Raw genomic sequence first — 20,788 nt, forward strand, 5'->3', positions numbered from 1 at the left:
GCGGCACGCCGTTCGTCGTGCCCGTTCGCCGTGGCGCCCGTGCGCCGTGCCCCGCGGGCGTCCGGCGGCGGACATGCCGGCACCGCGCGGGGCCGGGCCGGGCGCCACGGGCCCGCCGCGCCGGCCGCCGCGCCCGGCGTTCACCCTCCGTTCGGGTGCCCGGCATCTCGCCCCGATAGCAAACCAGTGCGAACGCTGGCGCGGCGGTCCGTCCGCCGGCCCGAGAACCACAGGAGGAAGTCGATGGTGCGGGGTTCCGGAGATCAGGTCGGGCGGCGCGCGGTGCTGCGGGGAACGGCCGCCGCGTCCGCGGGGCTGGCCCTGCCGGCGGTACCGGCCCTGGCCGGTACCGCCCCGGCGCAGGCGCTGTCCGGCCGGCCCAGCGCCCGCTGGGGCGTCCAGGTGGGCGATGTGACCAGCACCTCCGGCCTGGTGTGGGTGCGCTCGGACCGGCCCGCCCGGATGGTGGTGGAGACCTCGGCCACCGAGTCGTTCTCGCGCGCCCGCCGGTGGCACGGACCGCTGGTCGGCCCGGGTACGGACTTCACCGGCACCACCGCGCTGCACGGGCTGCCGCCGGGCACCGAGGTCCACTACCGGGTGCGGCTGACCGACCCGGAGGACCCGCGGCGCGCCTCCGCGCCGGTGTACGGAACCTTCCGCACCGCGCCGGTCCGCCGCCGCGGGGTCCGCTTCGTCTGGTCGGGCGACCTGGCGGGCCAGGGCTGGGGCATCAACCCCGACCGCGGCGGTTTCCGCATCTTCGAGGAGATGCGCCGCCGGGACCCGGACTTCTTCCTGTGCAGCGGGGACAACATCTACGCCGACGGGCCGCTCCAGCCCTCCGTCACCCTCCCCGACGGCAGCGTCTGGCGGAACCTGGTCACCGAGGAGAAGTCCAAGGTCGCCGAGACGCTGGCGGAGTACCGCGGCAACTTCCGGTACAACCTGCTCGACGAGCACCTCCGCGCGTTCAACGCGCAGGTGCCCACCATCACCCAGTGGGACGACCACGAGGTGCGGAACAACTGGTACCCGGGCCAGATCCTGACCGACGACCGGTACACCGAGAAGAACGTGGACGTGCTGGCGGCGCGCGCCCGGCGCGCCTTCGCCGAGTACTACCCGATCGGCACGCTGCGGCCCGACGGCGAGGGCCGGGTCCACCGGGTGCTGCGGCACGGCCCGCTGCTCGACGTGTTCGTGCTCGACATGCGCACCCACCGGGACGCCAACTCGCCGAACCGGCAGCCGGAGAACCGGCAGGGCATCCTCGGCGCCGAGCAGCTGGCCTGGCTCAAGCGGGAGCTGTCGCGGTCCCGGGCGGTGTGGAAGGTGATCGCCTCCGACATGCCGCTGGGGCTGGTGGTCGCGGACGGCACGGCGAACTTCGAGGCGGTGGCGCAGGGCGACCCGGGCGCGCCGCTCGGCCGGGAGCTGCAGATCGCCGAGCTGCTGCGGTTCGTCAAGCACCGCCGGATCACCGGTACGGTCTGGCTCACCGCCGATGTGCACTACACCTCGGCGCAGCACTACGAGCCGTCCCGGGCGGCGTTCGGCGATTTCGAGCCGTTCTGGGAGTTCGTCACCGGTCCGCTGCACGCGGGTTCGTTCCCGGCGTCGAAGCTGGACGGCACCTTCGGGCCCCGGCAGGTCTTCGTCAAGGCCCCGGACCGGGCCAACGTCTCGCCCGCGGAGGGCTTCCAGTTCTACGGCGAGGCGGAGATCGACGGGGACAGCGGAGAGCTGACCGTCCGGCTGCGCGAGGAGGGCGGCGCGGTACTGTTCACCCAGGTGCTGCAGCCGGGCCGGGTCGGTCAGTGAGCGAGCCGGACCGTCCGGTCGGGCGGTGCCGTCCCACGTCGTGCGAGACGGACGAAACCGGACAGTAGCTTTGAAACAGCCTCCTTTACCCATCGGTCACAGTGCGTTCGTGATCACGCAACACCACTCGGCGAGGGTGGGTGTATGACTCATCGGACATCTGCCCCCTCGTCCCGCCGCCCCCACCGGCGGCGGGACCTCGTCGGATTCGCGGCGCTGCTCACCGCGGTGGCCGCCGCCGGCGCGTTCGCCGGCGCCCTCTCCCCCGGTCCGGACGGGCTGGTGCCGGCGTTCGCCGCGGCGGCGCTGCCGGCCGCGGCGGGCTTCCACCTGGGCCGGGCCCGGCGGCGCGGTCACGCCCCTCCCCCGCCACCGGCAGCGGATACCGGCGCCACGGCGGGGCCCGCTCCCGAGGGCACCACGCTGTGGCGGATGCGCACCACGGTGCGGGACACCCCGGGAAGTCTCGCGGCGCTGTGCGGGTCCCTGGCCCGGCAGCGGGTGGACATCCTCACCCTGCAGACCCATCCGCTGGGCGGGAGCACGGTGGACGAGTTCCTGCTGCGGGTGCCCGCCGCCCTGCCGCCCGACGGGCTGACCCGGGCGGTGACCGAGGGCGGGGGCGTCGACCCGTGGCTGGAGCGGGCCGACACCCACGATCTGGTGGACACCCCCACCCGGGTGCTCCGCCTGGCCACCCGCACCGCGCTGGACGCCGCCGAACTGCCCCTGGCGCTGAGGCAGCTGCTGGGCCGGTGCACCATCCGTACGCTGCCCGCGGCCCGCGGGGGCCGGCCGCCGGGGGCGGTCGCGGTCGAGGGCGCGCTGGAGGACACCGTGCTGCGGCTGCGTGACCCGGCGGGCGGGACGATCGTCGTGGAGCGGCCCCAGCTGCCGTTCACCCCGAGCGAATTCGCGCGGGCCCGCGCCCTGGTGGAGCTGGACGCCCGGCTGGGGCCCCGCCCGTCCGGCCGGGCCGAGACCCCGGTGGCGGCCGGGGGCGGTGAGATCACCGTGCACCGGGCCGGCCCCGCCGACCTGGCGGCGGCGCGGGAGATGCACCGGCGCTGCTCCGACCGGACCCTCACCCTGCGCTATCACGGGCCGGTCGCGGACACCGACCGCTACCTGAACCACCTGCTCGACCCGCGGCACGGGCGGACGCTGGCCGCGTACACCCCCTCGGGTCGGATGGTCGCCCTGGGCCATCTGCTGTGGGACGGCGACGAGTCCGAGGTGGCCCTGCTGGTGGAGGACGCGTGGCAGTGCCGCGGCATCGGCTCCGAACTGCTGCGGCGGCTGGTCGCGCTGGCCGACGAGGCCGGGTGCGAGGACGTCTACGCGGTGACCCGCTCGGGGAACACCGGCATGGTCGCCGCCATGCGGGGCCTGGGCCTGCCGCTGGACCACCAGATCGAGGAGGGCACCATGGTGATCACCGCCCGTCTCGCCCCGGCACCGGAACCGGCCGCCACCGACCCGCTGCCCGCCCCCGCACGCCGGGCCCTGCCCGCGCATGCCCGCCCGGCCGCCCCGGGCGCCGGGCACCGCGCCCCGCGGGGCGGCACCGGGGCCGGTGCCGCCCCGTCCCCCGCCGGCGGGCGCGCGGCCCGGTCGGGGCCGGGGGGAGCCGGCCCGGTTCAGGAACGTGAGCCGAAACGGTGATGACGCCACGGCCGGTCCCGTACGAGGATGGGCCCATGTCCGAAACCGAAAACCTCCTGCCCCGGCAGGTCGCCGACGCCTACGTCGACGCACTCACCGAACTCGACCCGATCACCGGCACCTTCCTGGGTGTTCCCGAGTGCTCCCGGCGGCTGCCGGACTTCTCCCCCGCCGGCCAGGAGGCCCTCTCCGACCTCGCCCGCACCACCCTGGACCGGCTGGCGGCGGCCGAGGCGCTGCCCGGCGCGCAGAGCCCGGCCGAGCGGCGCTGCGCCCGGCTGCTGCGCGAGCGGCTCACCGCCCAGCTCGCGGTGGACGAGGCGCGGGAACCGCTGCGGGCGGTCAGCAACCTCCACTCGCCGCTGCACGCGGTCCGCGAGGTGTTCACCGTCACCCCCGCCGACACCGCCGAGGACTGGGCCGCCCTCGCGGAGCGGATGCGCGCGGTGCCCGGCGCGCTCGCCGGCTACCGCGCCTCGCTCGCCGAGGGGCTGAAGCTGGGCCTGCCCGCCGGACCGCGCCAGGTGGCGACGGTCATCGGTCAGCTCGACGGGTGGGTGGGCGGTGACGGCGGCTGGTTCGCCGAGTTCGCCGCCGCGGGCCCGGACGGGCTCCGCGCCGAGCTGGACGCCGCCGCGGCGCAGGCCACCGGCGCCCTGGCCGAACTGCGCGACTGGCTGCGGGACGTCTACGGTCCGGGCATCGAGGGCGCCCCCGAGGTGGTCGGCCGCGAGCGCTACGCCCGCTGGGCCCGCTTCTGGAACGGCACCGACCTGGACCTGGACGAGGCCTACGCCTACGGCTGGTCCGAGTACCACCGGCTGCTGGCCGAGATGCGCGCCGAGGCGGCCAAGATCCTGCCGGACACCGACCCCTGGGAGGTGCTGCGCCACCTCGACACCCACGGGGAGGCGATCGAGGGGGTCGAGGAGACCCGGCAGTGGCTGCAGAAGCTGATGGACGACGCGATCGAGGCGCTGGACGGCACCCACTTCGACCTCGCCGAGCGGGTCAAGCGGGTGGAGTCCATGATCGCCCCGCCGGGCACCGCCGCGGCCCCGTACTACACCCAGCCGTCGGTGGACTTCTCCCGACCCGGCCGCACCTGGCTGCCCACCATGGGCGAGACCCGCTTCCCCGCGTACGACCTGGTCTCCACCTGGTACCACGAGGGGGTGCCCGGGCACCACCTCCAGCTGGCGCAGTGGGCCCACGTGGCCGACCAGCTCTCCCGGTACCAGGCCACGGTCGGCATGGTGAGCGCCAACGCCGAGGGCTGGGCGCTCTACGCCGAACGCCTCATGGACGAGCTGGGCTTCCTCACCACCGCCGAGCGCCGGCTGGGCTACCTGGACGCGCAGATGATGCGTGCGCTGCGGGTGATCGTGGACATCGGCATGCACCTGGAGCTGGAGATCCCGGCCGACTCCCCGTTCCACCCGGGCGAGCGGTGGACCCCGGAGCTGGCCCAGGAGTTCTTCGGCCGGCACAGCGGGCGGCCCGCGGACTTCGTGGAGAGCGAGCTGGTGCGCTACCTCGGCATGCCCGGGCAGGCGATCGGCTACAAGCTGGGCGAGCGCGCCTGGCTGACCGGCCGGGCCGCCGCGCGCGAGCGGCACGGTGACGCCTTCGACCTGAAGACCTGGCACATGGCCGCGCTGTCCCAGGGATCGCTGGGACTGGACGACCTGGTCGAGGAGTTGTCGGCGCTCTGACCCCGGCGGGGCCCGGGGCCGGGCGGCGCGCCACCGCGGCCCCGGCCCCGTACCCCCGGACGTACGCCGGCCCCGTACCCCGGACGTACGCCGGCCCCGGTACCGTTCAGGGGCGCACCCCGGCTGGTACCTCCGCCCCGCACCGGCGGGCGTGCGCGCCGGTGCCTCCTGGGTGCCCCGGGCCCGTACGTGCCGGGGCGTACCCCGGCCGCGCGGGCGGGACCGGCCGCCCCGCAACCGGGGCGCCGGCGGCCGGGCCGGGTCACGCCGGCGGCGCGGGGCCCGCACCGCCGGGCCCTGCGCGGTGGCCTGCCCGGTGGGCCCGCACGACCGGAACCTGCACGTGCGGCCTGACCGGTGGGCCCGCACGGCGGGCTCGCGCGGCGGGGGCGGTCACCCGCCGCCGGACGCCGGCCCCCGGCGGCGCGGGGCTCGCGGGCGGCGCCCCGGGCCGCCAGGCCGACGGGTCGGACGGGCCGTCAGATGCGCCAGCCGCGGATGCGGTCGGCGCACTCGTAGACGTCCACCCGGTACTCCTTGATGTCCCGTGCCAGGTCCACGATCGCCCCGTACGGCGGGTCGATGCCCTCACCGGTGGCGGCCATGTAGGCCACCACCACCATGCAGGCGTACAGACTGCTGCGGGCGGGCAGCGGCTGGAGGCGGACCAGCGAGTGCATCAGCGCCGCCGCCCGCCAGGCCGCGTCGGGGGCGTGGTCCAGCCGGGCCACGTCGAAGGCGTGCCGGGACACCGCCGCGGCCAGGGCCGTGTAGTCGTGCACGGCGGGGTCCTCGGACAGCTTCTGTTCCTGGACGCCCAGCAGCCAGGGCAGGTCGATACGGAGGTTCATCAGGCCGCGCCCCGGCGCGCCGTGGGAGGGACCTCCTCGGGGAAGGCCGCGTCGAACTCGTCGATGTGGTCGTTCCAGAACCGCACGGCGTGCTGGACGAAGAGGCGGCGCTGCTGCTCCCGTACCGACAGGTCGTGCACGTACGCCTGCACGCTCTTGCCGTCGGCGGCCGCGGCCTCGTGGATCGCCGCGAGTTCCTCTTCGGTGAACTCGATGTTGAGTGCCGGCATGGCGGCCACGGTACCGCAGCCCCACCGCCGGCGGACCGGGCCGGCGGGTTCCGGCCGGGGCCGCCCGACGACCCGCACGCCCCGGCGGGGCGCGGAGCACCGCGCGGCCGCGGATCCCGGCGCGCCCGGACCGCGCGGGGCGCCACGCGGCGGGCCGGCGCGGTGGTGCGGCACCGGCCGGCCCCGGCGTCAACAGCCGCAGGCGGCCCCGCCGTCGGTGGGCGCGGTGAGCGGATCGGCGGGGGTGCGCACCAGGCCGTGCGGCGTTTGCACCGGGAAGCCCTCACGGATCCAGTACTCGATGCCGCCGAGCATCTCCTTGACCCGGTGACCCTGCCGGGCGAGGGCGAGCGCGGCACGGGTGGCGCCGTCGCAGCCGGGGCCCCAGCAGTACACGACCACCGGGACCGCCGGATCCAGCAGGGCCGCCGCCCGCTCCGGGACGAGCGCGGTGGGCAGATGGACCGCGCCCGGCAGGTGTCCCTGCTCCCAGGCGGCGCGGGAGCGGGAGTCCACGACCGTGAAGCCGGGGTTCCCGGCCTGCCACGCGGCGTGCACATCGGCCACGTCGGTGTGGAAGGCGAGCCGCGCCGCGAAGTAGGCGGCGGCCTCGGCCGGGGGTGCCGGCGGGACGGCGAGGACCGCCGGAACCACGGTGCCGGGCTGCGGAGTTGTTGTCGTCATGACGGAAAATCTACGGCCCGACGTGAGGCCGCGGAACGGACAATCCCCGGCCTCGCGCTTGAGTCACCGGGGAAAACCCTGCTAAGAAGCGCCCATGACCGCTTATTCCCCGGACGCCGTGGACTGGCGCATTCTCGATGCCCTGCAGGCCAACGGCCGGGTGGGCTTCGCCGAACTGGCGCGCACCGTGAACATGTCCGCCAGCGCCGTCACCGAGCGGGTCCGGCGGCTGGAGGAGGCCGGGATCGTCACCGGGTACACCGCGGTGGTCGATCCCGAACGGCTCGGCCTCCAGGTGCTGGCGTTCGTGCGGCTGAGCTACCCGCACAGCAACTACAAGCCGTTCCACGACCTGCTCGCCACCACCCCGGAGGTCCTGGAGGCGCACCACGTCACCGGCGACGACTGCTTCGTCCTCAAGGTGGCGACGCGCTCCATGCGCCATCTGGAGCAGGTGACCGGGCGGATCGGCGGTCTGGGGCCGGTGACCACCAGCGTGGTGTACTCCTCGCCGCTGCCCCGCCGCGCCCTGGCCACCCCGGACGGCGACGGCCCGGTGCCGTGACCGGGTGCGGGCGGGGCGTGCGGCCGGCCGGCCCGGGACGCCGCCCCGCACCGGGCGGGCGGGTCAGCCCGGTGCGCGCAGGTGGACCGAGGAGCCGTCGCGCCCCTTGACGACCCGCAGTTGGGCGGGGATGCGCTGGCGCAGTTCGGCGACGTGGCTGACGATGCCCACGGCACGGTCCCGTTCCCGGAGCGAGTCGAGGACGTCGAGGACCTCGTCCAGGGTCTGTTCGTCCAGGCTGCCGAAGCCCTCGTCGATGAAGAGGGTGTCGAGCCGCGCGCCGCCCGCCTCGTCGGTGACCACGTCGGCCAGGCCCAGTGCCAGGGCGAGCGAGGCGAAGAACGTCTCCCCGCCGGAGAGGGTGGCGGTGTCCCGTTCGGCGCCGGTCCAGGCGTCGATGACGTGCAGTCCCAGCCCCGAACGGCGGTTGCCGCTCCGCTCGTCGGAGTGGACCAGGGTGTACCGGCCGGAGGACATCCGGTGCAGCCGGACGCTGGCCGCCGCGGCGACCTGCTCCAGCCGGGCCGCCAGTACGTAGGACTCCAGGCGCATCTTCCGCTCGTTGTCCGCCGAGGTGCCCGCGGCGAGCGAGGCCAGGGCGGCGACGCGTTCGTAGGCGGTGCGCAGCGGCGCGAGCCGCCGGGCGTCCTCGGTGGCCCGGGCGGAGAGCCGGTCCAGCTCGGCGCAGCGCTCGCGGGCCGCCGCGTCGCGGGCGGACGCCTCGCGCAGCGCGCGGTTGGCGGCCTCGGCGGCGCGGCGGGCGGCCTCCGGGTCGGCGGGCGGACGGGCGGCGGCGCCGGCGGTCGCCGGGTCGTCCAGTTCGGCCCGTACCGCCGCCCGTTCGGTCCGCCACCGGTCGAGGCGGTCCTGGAGTTCGCGGCGGCGCCCGGCCGGGAGCACCGCGTCGGCGGCCTCCCGGGGCGTGCCGAAGCCCGCGGTGAAGGCGGCGTCGGAGAGCCGGGCGTCGGCCTCCTTCAGCCGGGCCGCGGTGGTGGCCGCGGTCCGCGCCGCGTCCGCGGCCCCGGCGAGCAGTTCGGCCCGCCGCTGGAGGTCGGCGGCCCGTTCGGCCACCCCGGCCGCGCCGTCCCGGGCCCGGTCGACCTCCTCCCGCAGCCCCCGGCGCTCCGCGACCAGGGCCTCGCGGCGGGAGGTGCGGCCGGCCATCCGCTGTTCGGCCTCCTGCCGCTGGGCGGTGCGGTGCCGGTGCTCGCGCTCGGCGCGCAGCAGTTCCTCGCGGGCGTGGTGACCGTCGGCGGCGGCCTGCCGGGCCTCGGCGAACGCGGCGCGCAGCCCGGCGAGTTCGGCGTCCAGCTCCGCGGCGGTGGCCCCGTCCGCGGCGGCCTCGGCGGCCGCCCGTGCCTCGCGCACGGTCCGCACCCGGGCCTCGGCCTCCCGCCACGCGGCGTCGGCCGCCTCGGAGGCGGCCAGGGCCGCCTCCTCCGCCGCACGGTCCACCTGGCCGGCGGCCGGGCGCGCGGGCCGCGGGTGGCCGGTGGAACCGCACACCGCGCACGGCGTGCCGGGGCGCAGCTGGGCGGCGAGTTCCGCGGCGATACCGCGCAGCCGCCGCTCCTTGACGTCCAGCCAGGCGGCGCGGGCGTCGTTGGCGGCCTGGCCGGCGCGCACCTCGTCCTCCTCGGCGTGCCGCAGCCGGACGCCGAGCTTGTCGTACTCCTCGGCCGCGGCCAGCCGCCGGGCCAGGGGTTCGAGCCGGCCGCCGAGGTGTTCGGCGCGGACCGCGGCGGAGTCGGCGGCCTCGATGCGCCGCTGGTGGGCGGCTCGGGCCGGCTCCCAGCCGGCGAGCCACTCGGCGGCTTCCTGGACGGTCTCCTCGTCGGCGCGGGCGTCCCGGTCCAGGGCGTCGATCTCGGCGGTGAGGGCGGCGGCCCGCTCCTCGGCGCGGCGGGCCGCGGCGAGCCGGCCGAGTTCCTCGCGCAGGCCGCGTTCCCGCTCGGCCAGCCGGTCGGCCGGGGCGTCGGCCAGTTCGGCGGGGAGCCGGTCGCGGGCCTGCCGCTCGGCGGCGGTGGCGGCCAGGTGGTCCCGTTCGGCGGCGGCGCGCAGCTCCAGGGCGGGAGCAACCGCGTCGGCGGCCCGGGCCCGCTCCAGCCGCTCGGCCGCCCGCTCGTACTCGGGGCGGGCCGCGTCGAGTCCGGCGGCGCGGCGCACGGCGTCGGCGTGCCGGCGCTGGAGCCGGTCCAGGTCCAGCGTCCGGGCCAGTTCCGCCTCGGCGGCCCGGTACGCGGCCTCGGCGGCGGCCACCCGGGCGGCGGCGATCTCCCGGCGCTCCCGGGCGCCGGCCCGGGCCACCGCCGCCCGGGCCAGGACGGCGGCGGCCAGTCCCGGCTCGCCGGGCAGCGGGGTGCCGGACGCGCGGCCGGCCCGGGCCCGGCCGCGGGCGCCGGTGCGGGCGGGGCCGCGCTGGTCGGGCACGGTGGGGCCGGTGCCGTCCAGCGGCGGCAGCTGGGCCAGGTCGGGGCAGTCGCCGGCGGCCTGCTCCATCCGGTGGGCGAGGGCGAGCAGCCGCTCGTCGGCGCCGACCACGGTCTTCTCGGCTTCCCGCCGCCGTTCGGCGAGGCGTTCCTCGACGGCGGCGAAGCGGCCGGTGTCGAAGAGCCGGCCGAGCAGTCTGCCGCGGGCCTCGGCGTCGGCCCGCAGGAAGCGGGCGAAGTCGCCCTGGGGCAGCAGCACGACCTGGCAGAACTGGTCCTTGCTCATGCCGAGCAGCCGGCCGATCTCCTCGCCGGTCTCCTGGTGGGACCGGCTGAGGCCGCGCCAGGTGCCGTCGGCGTCCCTCTCCCGCAGCTCCGTGGCGGCGCGCTCGGTGGTGAACCCGGTGCCGCGACTCTTGGGGCGGGGCTGCTGGGGGCGGCGGGTGATCTCCAGCCGCCGGCCGCCGACGGTGAGTTCCAGCACCACCTCGGTACGGGTGCCGGCGGGCGCGTGGTCGCTGCGGGGGCTGAGCCCGGCGGCCTGGCGGGCGCCGGGCACGCTGCCGTACAGGGCGTAGCAGACGGCGTCCAGGACGGAGGTCTTGCCGGCCCCGGTCGGGCCGTGCAGCAGGAACAGGCCGGCGGCGGAGAGGGCGTCGAAGTCGATCTCCTGGGCACCGCCGAACGGGCCGAACGCGGTCATGGCGAGCCGGTGGAGTCTCATCGGGCGACCTCCTCGGCGGCTTCGACGGTACGGACGGCGTCCAGGGCCTCGCCGAGCACGGCGCGTTCGGCGTCGTCCGGACCCTGCCCGCGCACATGGGCCACGAAGTCCGCCGCGATCTGGTGGTCGGTGCGGCCCCGCAGGCGGCGGGCGTAGGACTGGCCGCCGGCCTCCGGGGCGCGTTCGGGTTCGAAGACCAGGTGCACCACGTGCGGGAAGCGGGCGGCGAGCCGGGCCATCGGTTCGGCGGGGCGGGCCGGGTCGGTGAGGGTGGCCTCGACGAAGGAGTCGCGGTGGACGTCGAGGGCGGGGTCGGTGAGCAGGGTCTCCAGCCGGCCGCGCAGCCGGGCCAGCGGGCGCGGCACCGGGCAGTCCACGCGGTCGGCGGTGAGGTCGCCGCCGGGTCCGAGGTCGATCAGCCACATGGATTTGCGGTGCCGGGCCTCGGAGAAGGAGTAGGCGAGCGGCGAGCCGGAGTAGCGGACGCGCTCCGAGAGGGTCTGGCAGCCGTGCAGGTGGCCCAGCGCCACGTAGTCCACGCCGTCGAAGACCTCGGCGGGCACCGAGGCGACGCCGCCGACCGTGATGTCCCGTTCGCTGTCGCTGGGGGCGCCGCCGGTGACGAAGGCGTGGGCGAGGACGACCGACCGGGTGCCGGCCGGCCGGGCGGCCAGGTCGGCGCGCACCCGGTCCATCGCCGCCTCCAGGACCGCCCGGTGGCCGCCGCGCGGGGCGCGCAGCTGCTGGCGGACGAGCGCCGGTTCCAGGTACGGCAGCCCGTAGACGGCGACATGGCCGTGCTCGTCGGGGAGCAGGACCGGCGTTCCGCAGCCGGCCGGGTCGGTCCGCAGGTGGATCCCGGCCCGGGCCATCAGGCCGGCGCCGACACCCAGCCGGCGGGCCGAGTCGTGGTTGCCGGAGATCAGCACCGCGGGCACGCCCAGCTCCGCGAGCCGGTGCAGGGCCTCGTCGAAGAGTTCCACCGCGGACAGCGGCGGCACCGCCCGGTCGTAGACGTCCCCGGCGATGAGCACGGCGTCCACCCGGTGGTCGCGGACGGTCTCCACCAGGTGGCCGAGGAAGTCGCGTTGTGCCTGGAGCAGGCTCACCCGGTGGAAGGACCGGCCCAGGTGCCAGTCGGAGGTGTGCAGCAGCCTCACAGCATCACTCCGGCCCGCATCTCCACCGCTCCTCCAGGTCCGCCGCCGGCACCGGCCGCGGGGGATGCTGCCGTGCTCGGAGCGGGCCCGTCCGCGACCGGCCGGCTCCCCGCGGTCCGGGCCCGAGACCTTGCCCGTACCTCGTCCCCGTACCCACGCGCCCGCCCGGCCCTCTCACGGCCCGGCTCTCCCCGCCGGGGTTCGGCCCCGGGATCCGGGCACACGTCGTACCGGCGGCCGGGCTCGGGCCCGTCCCACCACTGGGCCACCCCGGTGTCGGGGTGGCCCGCGGGTGACATCAATGGAACGTACGGGCAGCCGGGACATGACATGTGCCGCCGGAGGCGGCTGGGGCGCAACCCCGCTCTCCGGCCCGCTGTCTGAACGGGTGGTCCGAAGGCAGCGACCGGTCGCGCCGGACCCGCCGTCCGCGACGGGCGGCGAACACCACCGGCGCCCGCCGCGCCGGTTCCGACCACCATCACTTCCGCGAAGGGTCACTTCCCCATGCGCATGAACCGGATCACGGCCACCGCCGCCCTCGCCCTCTCCCTCGGCGGGGCCCTGCTCACCACCCCCGCGGCCCGGGCGGACACCGCCCCCGCGGCGGCCACCGCCACGATCGTCCACAGCGACGGCGCGGTCTGGTACCAGGCCGCCGCCGGGCAGGTGAACCGCCTGACGGTCACCACCACGGACATCGACGCCGACCCGTCCGAGTTCGGGTCCGACTACCTGATCACGTTCGAGGACGCCGCCGGCATGGCCATCGACGCGTCCGCGGCCGAGTGGGCCGACTGCGCGTACCCGACGGCCGGCGACCACACGGTCGTCCGGTGCGTCGTCGCGGCGCCCCTGGGCTCGGACGACTCCACGGCCTACGAGGTCGACCTCGGCGACGGCGACGACACGGCCACCGTCGTCTCCGACTCCGGCGCGATCGCGGCCGTCCACGGCGGCACGGGCGACGACACCCTCAAGGGCAACGGCCAGGTCCAGTACAACGGCGGGGCGGGCGACGACCGCATCGACGGCAGCGACGGCCTCGGCGCCGACGGCGGCGACGACAACGACGTCATCACCGGTGCCTGCCAGTACGAGTGCCGGGGCGGTGCCGGCGACGACACCGTCACCGGCACCGGTGAGCAGAACGCCCTCTTCGGTGACGACGGCAACGACATCCTCCGCGCCGGGGGCGACAACGACCAGGTCTACGGCGGCCGAGGCAACGACACCCTCTACGGCGAGGACGGTGACGACACCATGTACGGCAACAGCGGGAACGACGTGCTGTACGGCGGCAAGGGCCGGGACACCCTCTCCGGCGGACCGGGCACGAACAAGGTGTACCAGGACTGAGCCACGACGGGACCGGTGGCGGGGGCGGCCCCGCCACCGGTCCCGTCGGTGCCCGGTCCAGGGCGCCGCACCCGCGCCTTGCACCGGGCACGGCGTGGCCGAAGGGCGGGAGCGGGACCGCGGGGCGTGAGGGGTCGGGGGCGGCGCGGACCGCCGCGGTGCGGGGCACGGCCCCGGCCCTACGCCCGGACTTTTCCCGGCGCGCCGATGAGTTCCGCGGCCCGGCGGAGTCGGTACTGGTGGAGTTACGCCCGATGCCCGCGCGACGTCAGGAGACGACATGCCCCGGATCACGCCCAACCTCTGGTTCGACACCCAGAGCAAGGAGGCCGCAGAGTTCTACTGCTCGGTGTTCCCGAACTCGGAGATCACCAACATCACCCACTACACCGAGGCCGGGCCGCGGGAGGCCGGCACGGTGATGACCGTGGACTTCGTCCTCGACGGCCAGCCGTACACCGCGATCAACGGCGGCCCTGAGTTCACCTTCACCGAGGCGGTCTCCCTGCTCATCGAGTGCGACGGGCAGGAGGAGGTGGACCACTACTGGGAGAAGCTGACCGCCGACGGCGGCCAAGAGGTCCAGTGCGGCTGGCTCAAGGACAAGTACGGCCTGTCCTGGCAGGTGTGGCCGGTCCAGGCGAACGCCCTGCTGGGCGACCCGGACAAGGAGCGGGCCGGCCGCGCCATGCGTGCCATGCTCGGCCAGAAGAAGATCGACCTGGCCGCGCTGCGGGCGGCCGCCGACGGGGACCGGTAGGCCGCTCCCGGCGGGCGGTCCCGGGCCCTCGCGCCCCGCGGGGAACCGGGACCGCCACGCCGCCCGCGCGTTCCGGCGGCCACCCCTCCCCGCATCTAGTCAAACTTGATTAGACTCACCCGGGTGAGTGAGACGACCATCCCGATCCTGCCGTGCCGGACCCTCGATCCGGTGCTCGACTTCTACCGGGCCCTCGGCTTCGAGGTCACGTTCCGGCAGCGGAGCCCCAACCCGTACGCCGCGGTGGAGCGGGGCGGCATCCAGCTCCACTTCTTCGCCATGAAGCGGTACGACCCCGCCGGGTCCTACAGCACCTGCTACGTGCGGACCGACGCCGTCGACGCGCTGCACCGGAGCTTCCGGGCGGGACTCAAGGCGGCGTACGGGAGGGTCCCGCTCCGCGGTCTGCCGAGGATCGGGGCGCTGACCGACACCTCGTACGGGATGCGGCAGTTCCTGCTGACCGACCCCGGCGGCAACTGCCTGCGGATCGGACAGCCGGTCGGCGCCGGACACCACCACCGGCCCGCGCCCGCGGAGCCGTTCGCCCGGGCGCTGCACCACGCCGCCCTGCTCGCCGACTCCAGGGAGGACCCGGCCGGGGCCGCGAAGATCATCGACCGGGTGCTGGCCCGGGACGGCGAGCGGCCGGCGTCCGTCACACTGCTGCGCCTGCTCGTCCTCCGCGCGGACGTCGCCGAGCGCCTCGGCGATCCGGGGACCGCCGTCTCGGCGCTGGCCCGGGCCGAGGCGCTCCCGCTCACCGCGGGTGAGCGGGAGGAGGTCCGCGACACCCTCGTGCGCCTCGTGGAGCTTCGGGGCGGGGACGGGTGAGCCGGCGGGCACCCGGCACCCGGACCGCCCGTGGGCGGAGCCGGGGTCAGGCGTCGCCGTACGCCTCGCCGCCGAGTTCCAGCCCGGCGGCGCCCGCGGTGACGTCCGCCAGCCAGGCCCGGAACGCGTCCACGTCGGCCTCGGGGAGCCCGACCTCGATGGTGACCGCCTCGGCGTACCGCACCTCGCGCACCGCCCGGCCGGTGGCCCGCAGGTCGTTCTCCAGCTTTCCGGCCCGCTGGTGGTCGATGGTCACGGTGGCGAGCCGGAACCGCTGCCGGACCACGGTGCCCACCACGTCCAGCGCCTCGCCGACCACGCCCCCGTAGGCGCGGATCAGACCGCCCGCCCCCAGCTTCACGCCGCCGTAGTACCGGGTGACCACGGCCGCCACGTACCGCACGTCCCGCCGCAGCAGCATCTGGAGCATCGGCACTCCCGCAGTGCCGCCCGGTTCCCCGTCGTCGCCGGCCTTCTGCACCGCGCCGTCCGCGCCGATCACATAGGCGAAGCAGTTGTGGGTGGCGGTGGGGTGCTCGGCACGGACACGCCGCAGGAACTCCTGCGCCAGCTGCTCGGTCGCGGCGGGCGCCAGCGCGCAGATGAAGCGTGACTTGTTGATCTCGATCTCGTGCACGCCCTCACGAGCGACGGTCCGGTAGCGCTCCTGCATCCGGCCACCCTAATGCGGCACCGGACCGGGACCGACGCCGCACCCTCCGTACCGCTGCGCACCGGTACGGACCGGTACCCACCGGTGTGTTCCCGGTTGGTCCGTCCCCCGTGGGCCCCGGCGGGGTACCGCCCGCGGGCCGTCCGCGGCCCTGGGGGCGGGCGGCACCCGCCCCACGCCGCCGGCCGGAAGCGGGTACGGCCGTCCCGTTCCCGCTATCCGCGTCCAGGGCCGGGGAATGCGGCGGAGGCCGGCCCGGTTGATCCGATCATGTACGCAGACGAGCGGACGATCCGCAGGATTCTCACGGAGACCGGCGACACCTGGGCGGTCGTCGGGCTCTCCAACAACCGGGAGCGCGCGGCCTACGGCGTGGCCGAGGTGCTGCGCCGGCACGGCAAGCGGGTGGTCCCGGTCCATCCCAAGGCCGAGGCGGTGCAGGGCGAGCCCGGCTACGCCACGCTCGCCGACATCCCCTTCCCGGTGGACGTGGTCGATGTCTTCGTCAACTCCGAGCTGGCCGGCCGGGTCGCCGACGAGGCGGTGGCCATCGGCGCGAAGGCGGTCTGGTTCCAGCTGGGCGTGGTGGACGAGGAGGCCTGGCACCGCACGCGGGCCGCGGGGCTGGAAATGGTCATGGACCGCTGCCCGGCGATCGAGTACCCGAAGCTGGGCTGACGCCGGACCGGGCCGTGGCACGGTCCGGCGCCTCCGGTGACCGCTGCGCCCCACCGCCCCGGGCGGTCCGGCCCCGTGCACCGGGGCGGGGTCAGCGGCCGGTGAGGCGGCACGGCGGCCGGTGACACGGCGCCCGGCCGCTGCCCGGTCCGGCAGCGGTACGGTGCGGCGAATGGCCGCCGCGGCGCGGTACTCCGGGCCGGTGGCGGTACGGCAGGCCGGGGCGCCGGGGCGTCACCGGCCCGCCGTACCGGCGGTGTGGCGCGAGCGGGGGCGGCGGCGGGTCACGGGCCGTCCTCCTCCACCTGGCCGCACGCGGCGCACACCCATATCAGACCGGCGGCATCACGCTGCCGCCACATCGTGCGGCGGCAGCGCCCGCAGCCGCGGGTCTGGATGCCGTCCCGTCCCATGACGGGCGGGTCCGGGGTGCTGTCGGCGTAGTCCCGGATCCGTATCCGTGTGAGGGTGTCGTCGGCGCGCGCCATGCGGAGCAGGCCCACCACGCGGGATCGAGCCTCGTCCGCGAAGTCGGTCGTGGTCATCGACCCGCAGAGTAGCGCTGTGGGGTGACATTCAGCGCAACACATCCCATCTGTCACCCGAATCGGTACCGTCCGGGGGCCAACCGGAGCGCGGGACGGCGCGGGCCGCTTCCGTGGCCCCGGGGGCGTGCGCCGCCTCCGAGGACACCCCGCCCCACAGCGCCCACCCGATGTCCGGCGTCGCGGATGCCGGGCGCCGGTCGCGGATGCCGAGGCGTGGCGCGGGGCCGCCGGCGGTCAGACCCCCAGCCCCTCCAGCACCGGCGCGCCGGGCAGCTCGGCCAGCGCCTTGCCCGGCACGATGAGCTTCCCGCGCCGGCTGCCGCTGCCGATCAGGACGTACGGGCTGTCCGCGACGGCACTGTCCACCAGCAGCGGCCAGTCCGGCGGGAGCCCGAGAGGGGTGATCCCGCCGAACTCCATGCCGGTGGCCCCGAGCGCCGTCTCCATGGGGGCGAACGACGCCTTCCGGGCGCCGAGCCGGCGGCGCACCGCCCCGTTGACGTCCACCCTGGTGTGCGAGAGGACCAGGCAGGCGGCGAGGGAGACCTCCCCGCCGCGCTTGCCCGCCACCACCACGCAGTTGGCGGACTGCTCCAGCAGCCAGGGCCCGTAGCTCTCCACCAGGACCGCGGTGTCGGCCTTGTCGGCGTCGGTGTCCACGTACCGCACCTCATCCACGGGGACACCTCCCCGCCAGGCGCGCAGGGCGGCGGCGACCGGCTCGCAGAGCAGGTCCAGGCGTTCGACGGCCGGCCGGACGTCGTCGAACGCGTCCATCGGCGTTCTGTGCATGGCGGTCAAGTTAACAGGCGCCGCGGGCGGGCCGGGCGACCGTCTCAACGGGCGGGCGGCACCGCTACGGCCATGGTCGTCTCCACCGGTACGGCCCCGTCGTCGCGGCAGGCGTGCGGGGCGCCGGCCTCGAAGGTCACCGATCCGCCGGCCGGCACCCGCTACGCGGCGGCGTCCACCGCGACGTGAGTTCGCCGGCCGTCCTGTGGATCATCTCCACGGTGCCGGGCGGGGTGCGGGTCGGAGGCGCTGCCGTCGCCCGGCGCGAGGCGCCGGTGCCACCTCTCCGGCGGACCGCCGCCCTCGGTGCCCACCGGCAGGGTGCTGGAGCTGCCCGCCGCGTGAACGGCTGCGCGGACCCCGGGCGACGGACCGCGCCGGTGCGCACGGCGCTGCCGGGCCCCGGCGGCCGACCGGCCCTACTCGGCCGGCCGCACCGGGTCGGGGCGGCCGGCGGCCTCGGCGAGTGCCAGCAGCTGCGCGGAGGTGACGCCCTCCGGCACCGGGACCGGGGCGGGGGTGCGCAGCGGCGGCTGCCAGCCGGCCGCGGCGGTCCAGCGGCGGACGACCTTCGCCGGGGCGCCGGCGACCACCGCGTGGTCCGGTACCTCGCCCCGCACCACGGCGCCGGCCGCGACCACCACGTTCCGACCGAGACGGGCACCCGGCAGCACGACGGCGCCCGCGCCGAGCCAGCTGCCGGCCCCGATGGTCACCGGTGCGCTGCGCGGCCACTGGCGGCCGACCGGCTGCTCCGGATCGTCGTAGGAGTGGTTGTCGGAGGTGATGTACACGTACGGGCCGCAGAACACGTCGCGCTCGATCACCACCGGGCGGGAGGCGACAACGTGGCTGCCGCGGCCCAGTACCACCCCGTCGCCGAGCCGGAGGACCGGGTCGGGTCCGAGGTCGAGGCCGGGCATCATGCCCGCGGTGAGGGTGACCTGCTCCCCGATGACGCAGTGGTCGCCCAGTTCGATCCACGGCTCCCCGAACACCGTGCCCGGCGGAAATGCGAGCCGGGTACCGGTGCCGATGCGCCGGAAGCGGTACGGGCCCGGGCGCTCGGCGGTGACGGCGCCGGTGTCGCGCATCCACCGCCACCCGCGGTGCACCGCGCGGGAGACGGCCCGGCGCCGCGCGGCGGCGAGCGATGAGAACACGTTCTGGTTTGTCCGCACCGGCCCACCGTATCCGGCGAAGTGACCGGCGGGTAACACCCCGGTCGGCCACTCCCCCGGCGCGCCGCCCCGGCCCGGCGCCCGGCGGGTTCGGGCCGGAGCCGACTCCGAGGGCGGACGGAAGGAAGGCCGCCCTCCGGTGGGCGGCCTCCGTGAAACCGGGGAACCGGGGGACGGCGAAGGCCCCTGCGGCTCGCGGCGCGTCGATGTCATCGCCGCCCGGGACGGCCCGCGGCAGCCGGAGCGGTGGGCCCGCGCCCGGGGCCTCGACTCAACGACCGGGGGCGTTCGGTCGCAGCGTCCAGACGATCGTCATCTCCCCGGTGACCGCCCCGTCCTCCCGGGTGATCTCGATGCGGACCGGGAACTCCGGGCGCTCGCCCGCGTCCAGCTCGGCGACCACCTCGGCGGCCGGCCGGCCGAGGTGCGCGCTGGCGGTGACGGGCCCCTTGGCGAGCTTCTTGTACGCGATCTCGGCGCGCACCGCCAGCGGCACCGCACGGTGCAGCTGTCCGGCGAAGGCGGCGAGCACGACGGCCCCGCTCGCGGACTCGGCGAGCGTGAACATCGCCCCGGCGTGCGGCCCGGCGACGTGGTTGTGGAAGTCCGGCTGGTCCGGCAGGCGCAGCACGGCGCGCTCGGCGGAGGTCTCCACGAACTCCAGGTTGAGGGTGCGCACCATGGGCACCGTGGCCGCGAGCATCTCGCCGATCGACGGCTGGGTCTGTGACATGGCGGCAAGTTACCAGCCGGTAGCCAGCGGGGGAAAGGCCGGGCATGGCCGCCGGGCGCGGCCGCCCTTATCGTTACTGGCCATGTGGCCAGGACAGCAGCCGCCCGGGGGCGAGCAGAACCCGCAGGACCCGAACCCGTACCGGCAGCCGCCGGGGGCCCCGCAGCCGCACGGCACCGGCCCCTACGGGCAGCCGGGGTACCAGCAGCCGGGCCCGCCGGATCCGTACCACCCGCCCCAGCCCCACCCGTACCAGCAGCCACAGCCCCACCCGTATCAGCAGCCCCAGCCGCAGCAGCCGAACCCGTACCAGCAGCCCAACCCGTACCAGCAGCCGGCCGGCGGCCCCCCGCCGGGCGACCCGGCCGGCTGGGGCGCGCCCGGCGGTCCCGCCGGGCCACCGCCGCAACCGCCGCGGGGTGACCGGAAGCGCACCCGGACCGTCGCGATCGCGGCGGCAGCCGCCGTGGTGGCCGCGGCGGTGGTGACCGGGACCGTGGTGCTGCGCGGGAACGGCGACCAGGACGCCTCGGCCGGCGGTGACGCGTCCCCGAGCACCACCCCGCCGGCGAGGTCCACCGGACCGGAGCCCGGGGAGGACCCGACCGGCTCCCCGGCCCCGGACGACACGGACAACCCGCGCACCGGCGGCTCGGGCAGCAAGGCGGAGCCGGTGATACCGGGCTGGCAGGTGGTGGTGAACCCCAAGCGCCACAACGCCTTCGACGTACCGCCGGGCTGGGAGGTCAAGGGCTCGGACTGGTCCACCGGTTTCGGTGACGACAAGGACGAGTCGGGCCTGAAGATGCTGGTGGCCATGTCCTCCCCGGCGTCCTACAAGGACGGCTACTGCACGGTGGAGAAGAAGGACGGGTACAAGGAGACCAGCGCCCTGGCCGGCACCGGGACCAAGGGCGCCCAGGGCGCCCGGTCGGAGCGGGAAGCGGCCCGGAACGAGGCCCTGAACTGGGTGTTCGCCGGCTACGACCAGGCCGAGACGGGCGACCGCCGCCTGGTCGAGTCCGAGAGCAAGCCGTTCACCAGCGACCACGGCCTCAAGGGCTACGTGGCCAAGGCGGTCGCGACCGGGGTGAAGAAGAAGAACAAGTGCACCACCGACGGCAAGGCGTTCGCGGTCACCTACACCGACGCCAACGGCGACTACGCGACCTGGGTGCTGCACGCCGCCACCGGGGTCGAGGGCGAGGTGCCGGACGCCACCATCAAAAAGATCATGAGCACCCTGCGCCCGCTGAAGCGCTCCTGACCCCGCCCGGCCCCGGCCCGGGGCGCGGTCCCCGTTGAGCCCTGCGCGAAAACGCCTGGTCGGCGGGGCGGGCACCAGGGATAGTCCTCCTGGTGACCACTCCCGCCCCCCGCCGC

Annotated in this window: 19 protein-coding genes; 9 read left to right on the forward strand and 10 right to left on the reverse strand. The window is 76.1% G+C overall.

From position 1 onward, the window contains the following. The first annotated feature begins 243 nt into the window (after positions 1-243). The 3 genes from IHE55_RS02300 (at position 244) to IHE55_RS02310 (ending at position 5,204) form a co-directional block, all read left to right on the forward strand. Positions 244-1,824 carry an alkaline phosphatase D family protein gene (locus tag IHE55_RS02300; RefSeq protein WP_197987475.1) on the forward strand — a complete coding sequence of 527 codons (1,581 nt, stop codon included), beginning with the start codon at positions 244-246 and terminating at the stop codon, positions 1,822-1,824. Between the two features lie 144 nt (positions 1,825-1,968). Then, on the forward strand, positions 1,969-3,489 hold the full coding sequence (locus IHE55_RS02305; protein ID WP_197987476.1) for a GNAT family N-acetyltransferase: 1,521 nt from the start codon (positions 1,969-1,971) through the stop codon (positions 3,487-3,489). Positions 3,490-3,524: 35 nt separating this feature from the next. Next, entirely contained in the window at positions 3,525-5,204 is a 1,680-nt protein-coding gene (locus tag IHE55_RS02310) for a DUF885 domain-containing protein (RefSeq protein WP_197987477.1), read from the forward strand. Between the two features lie 479 nt (positions 5,205-5,683). Here IHE55_RS02310 and IHE55_RS02315 read toward each other — a convergent pair whose 3' ends face one another. The 3 genes from IHE55_RS02315 to IHE55_RS02325 all read right to left on the reverse strand — a co-directional run bounded on the left by IHE55_RS02315 (position 5,684) and on the right by IHE55_RS02325 (position 6,969). After that, on the reverse strand, positions 5,684-6,055 hold the full coding sequence (locus tag IHE55_RS02315; protein WP_197987478.1) for a toxin Doc: 372 nt from the start codon (positions 6,053-6,055) through the stop codon (positions 5,684-5,686). Further along, positions 6,055-6,285 (reverse strand): hypothetical protein, encoded by a 231-nt coding sequence (locus IHE55_RS02320; RefSeq protein ID WP_197987479.1) that lies wholly within the window; start codon positions 6,283-6,285, stop codon positions 6,055-6,057. The genes IHE55_RS02315 and IHE55_RS02320 overlap by 1 nt, the downstream gene beginning before the upstream one ends. 189 nt (positions 6,286-6,474) lie before the next feature. Continuing rightward, entirely contained in the window at positions 6,475-6,969 is a 495-nt protein-coding gene (locus IHE55_RS02325; RefSeq protein ID WP_197987480.1) for a rhodanese-like domain-containing protein, read from the reverse strand. Positions 6,970-7,063: 94 nt separating this feature from the next. Here IHE55_RS02325 and IHE55_RS02330 point away from each other — a divergent pair, with 94 nt between their 5' ends. Further along, positions 7,064-7,534 carry an Lrp/AsnC family transcriptional regulator gene (locus IHE55_RS02330; RefSeq protein WP_197987481.1) on the forward strand — a complete coding sequence of 157 codons (471 nt, stop codon included), beginning with the start codon at positions 7,064-7,066 and terminating at the stop codon, positions 7,532-7,534. 63 nt (positions 7,535-7,597) lie between these two features. On the opposite strand, the gene IHE55_RS02335 is transcribed toward IHE55_RS02330, so the two are convergent. After that, complete coding sequence (locus IHE55_RS02335; RefSeq protein WP_197987482.1) at positions 7,598-10,687, reverse strand: AAA family ATPase; 3,090 nt, start codon at positions 10,685-10,687, stop codon at positions 7,598-7,600. Next, on the reverse strand, positions 10,684-11,847 hold the full coding sequence (locus tag IHE55_RS02340) for an exonuclease SbcCD subunit D (protein ID WP_197987483.1): 1,164 nt from the start codon (positions 11,845-11,847) through the stop codon (positions 10,684-10,686). The genes IHE55_RS02335 and IHE55_RS02340 overlap by 4 nt, the downstream gene beginning before the upstream one ends. A 507-nt stretch (positions 11,848-12,354) precedes the next feature. Between IHE55_RS02340 and IHE55_RS02345 the strand changes: the two genes are divergently transcribed. The 3 genes from IHE55_RS02345 to IHE55_RS02355 all read left to right on the forward strand — a co-directional run bounded on the left by IHE55_RS02345 (position 12,355) and on the right by IHE55_RS02355 (position 14,800). Next, entirely contained in the window at positions 12,355-13,206 is an 852-nt protein-coding gene (locus tag IHE55_RS02345; protein WP_197987484.1) for a calcium-binding protein, read from the forward strand. Between the two features lie 280 nt (positions 13,207-13,486). Beyond that, the gene (locus IHE55_RS02350) at positions 13,487-13,966 is read left to right on the forward strand and encodes a VOC family protein (protein WP_197987485.1); all 480 of its coding nucleotides are present in this window, start codon (positions 13,487-13,489) and stop codon (positions 13,964-13,966) included. Between the two features lie 123 nt (positions 13,967-14,089). After that, on the forward strand, positions 14,090-14,800 hold the full coding sequence (locus tag IHE55_RS02355; protein WP_197987486.1) for a bleomycin resistance protein: 711 nt from the start codon (positions 14,090-14,092) through the stop codon (positions 14,798-14,800). Positions 14,801-14,846: 46 nt separating this feature from the next. Here the strand turns inward: IHE55_RS02355 and IHE55_RS02360 are convergent, their stop codons facing one another. Next, positions 14,847-15,473: a YigZ family protein gene (locus IHE55_RS02360; protein ID WP_197987487.1), complete on the reverse strand. Its 627-nt coding sequence runs from the start codon at positions 15,471-15,473 to the stop codon at positions 14,847-14,849. A 270-nt stretch (positions 15,474-15,743) separates the two neighbouring features. Here IHE55_RS02360 and IHE55_RS02365 point away from each other — a divergent pair, with 270 nt between their 5' ends. Then, the gene (locus IHE55_RS02365) at positions 15,744-16,151 is read left to right on the forward strand and encodes a CoA-binding protein (protein WP_197987488.1); all 408 of its coding nucleotides are present in this window, start codon (positions 15,744-15,746) and stop codon (positions 16,149-16,151) included. Positions 16,152-16,435: 284 nt separating this feature from the next. Here IHE55_RS02365 and IHE55_RS02370 read toward each other — a convergent pair whose 3' ends face one another. The 4 genes from IHE55_RS02370 to IHE55_RS02385 form a co-directional block, all read right to left on the reverse strand. Beyond that, the gene (locus IHE55_RS02370; protein ID WP_197987489.1) at positions 16,436-16,696 is read right to left on the reverse strand and encodes a hypothetical protein; all 261 of its coding nucleotides are present in this window, start codon (positions 16,694-16,696) and stop codon (positions 16,436-16,438) included. 237 nt (positions 16,697-16,933) lie between these two features. After that, positions 16,934-17,476, reverse strand: coding sequence for a YbaK/EbsC family protein (locus IHE55_RS02375; protein ID WP_197991736.1), 543 nt, complete (start codon positions 17,474-17,476; stop codon positions 16,934-16,936). A 434-nt stretch (positions 17,477-17,910) separates the two neighbouring features. Next, complete coding sequence (locus tag IHE55_RS02380) at positions 17,911-18,672, reverse strand: acyltransferase (protein ID WP_197987490.1); 762 nt, start codon at positions 18,670-18,672, stop codon at positions 17,911-17,913. 271 nt (positions 18,673-18,943) lie between these two features. Continuing rightward, a complete protein-coding gene (locus IHE55_RS02385) occupies positions 18,944-19,405 on the reverse strand; it encodes a DUF4442 domain-containing protein (RefSeq protein ID WP_197987491.1) in 462 nt (153 codons plus the stop codon). A gap of 82 nt (positions 19,406-19,487) precedes the next feature. Between IHE55_RS02385 and IHE55_RS02390 the strand changes: the two genes are divergently transcribed. Further along, the gene (locus IHE55_RS02390; protein ID WP_197987492.1) at positions 19,488-20,672 is read left to right on the forward strand and encodes a DUF8017 domain-containing protein; all 1,185 of its coding nucleotides are present in this window, start codon (positions 19,488-19,490) and stop codon (positions 20,670-20,672) included. The last annotated feature ends 116 nt before the right edge of the window (positions 20,673-20,788 follow it).

It is taken from the genome of Streptomyces pactum, from assembly GCF_016031615.1.
Taxonomy (GTDB): Bacteria; Actinomycetota; Actinomycetes; order Streptomycetales; family Streptomycetaceae; genus Streptomyces; species Streptomyces pactus.

Excerpts from the sequence above, each read along its gene's own strand:
- IHE55_RS02335 (WP_197987482.1), bottom strand. The coding sequence starts at position 10,687 with ATGAGACTCCACCGGCTCGCCATGACCGCGTTCGGCCCGTTCGGCGGT.
- IHE55_RS02330 (WP_197987481.1), top strand. The coding sequence starts at position 7,064 with ATGACCGCTTATTCCCCGGACGCCGTGGACTGGCGCATTCTCGATGCC.
- IHE55_RS02385 (WP_197987491.1), bottom strand. The coding sequence starts at position 19,405 with ATGTCACAGACCCAGCCGTCGATCGGCGAGATGCTCGCGGCCACGGTG.
- IHE55_RS02370 (WP_197987489.1), bottom strand. The coding sequence starts at position 16,696 with ATGACCACGACCGACTTCGCGGACGAGGCTCGATCCCGCGTGGTGGGC.
- IHE55_RS02310 (WP_197987477.1), top strand. The coding sequence starts at position 3,525 with ATGTCCGAAACCGAAAACCTCCTGCCCCGGCAGGTCGCCGACGCCTAC.
- IHE55_RS02390 (WP_197987492.1), top strand. The coding sequence starts at position 19,488 with ATGTGGCCAGGACAGCAGCCGCCCGGGGGCGAGCAGAACCCGCAGGAC.
- IHE55_RS02305 (WP_197987476.1), top strand. The coding sequence starts at position 1,969 with ATGACTCATCGGACATCTGCCCCCTCGTCCCGCCGCCCCCACCGGCGG.
- IHE55_RS02365 (WP_197987488.1), top strand. The coding sequence starts at position 15,744 with ATGTACGCAGACGAGCGGACGATCCGCAGGATTCTCACGGAGACCGGC.
- IHE55_RS02360 (WP_197987487.1), bottom strand. The coding sequence starts at position 15,473 with ATGCAGGAGCGCTACCGGACCGTCGCTCGTGAGGGCGTGCACGAGATC.
- IHE55_RS02375 (WP_197991736.1), bottom strand. The coding sequence starts at position 17,476 with ATGGACGCGTTCGACGACGTCCGGCCGGCCGTCGAACGCCTGGACCTG.
- IHE55_RS02325 (WP_197987480.1), bottom strand. The coding sequence starts at position 6,969 with ATGACGACAACAACTCCGCAGCCCGGCACCGTGGTTCCGGCGGTCCTC.
- IHE55_RS02300 (WP_197987475.1), top strand. The coding sequence starts at position 244 with ATGGTGCGGGGTTCCGGAGATCAGGTCGGGCGGCGCGCGGTGCTGCGG.
- IHE55_RS02350 (WP_197987485.1), top strand. The coding sequence starts at position 13,487 with ATGCCCCGGATCACGCCCAACCTCTGGTTCGACACCCAGAGCAAGGAG.
- IHE55_RS02315 (WP_197987478.1), bottom strand. The coding sequence starts at position 6,055 with ATGAACCTCCGTATCGACCTGCCCTGGCTGCTGGGCGTCCAGGAACAG.
- IHE55_RS02345 (WP_197987484.1), top strand. The coding sequence starts at position 12,355 with ATGCGCATGAACCGGATCACGGCCACCGCCGCCCTCGCCCTCTCCCTC.
- IHE55_RS02320 (WP_197987479.1), bottom strand. The coding sequence starts at position 6,285 with ATGCCGGCACTCAACATCGAGTTCACCGAAGAGGAACTCGCGGCGATC.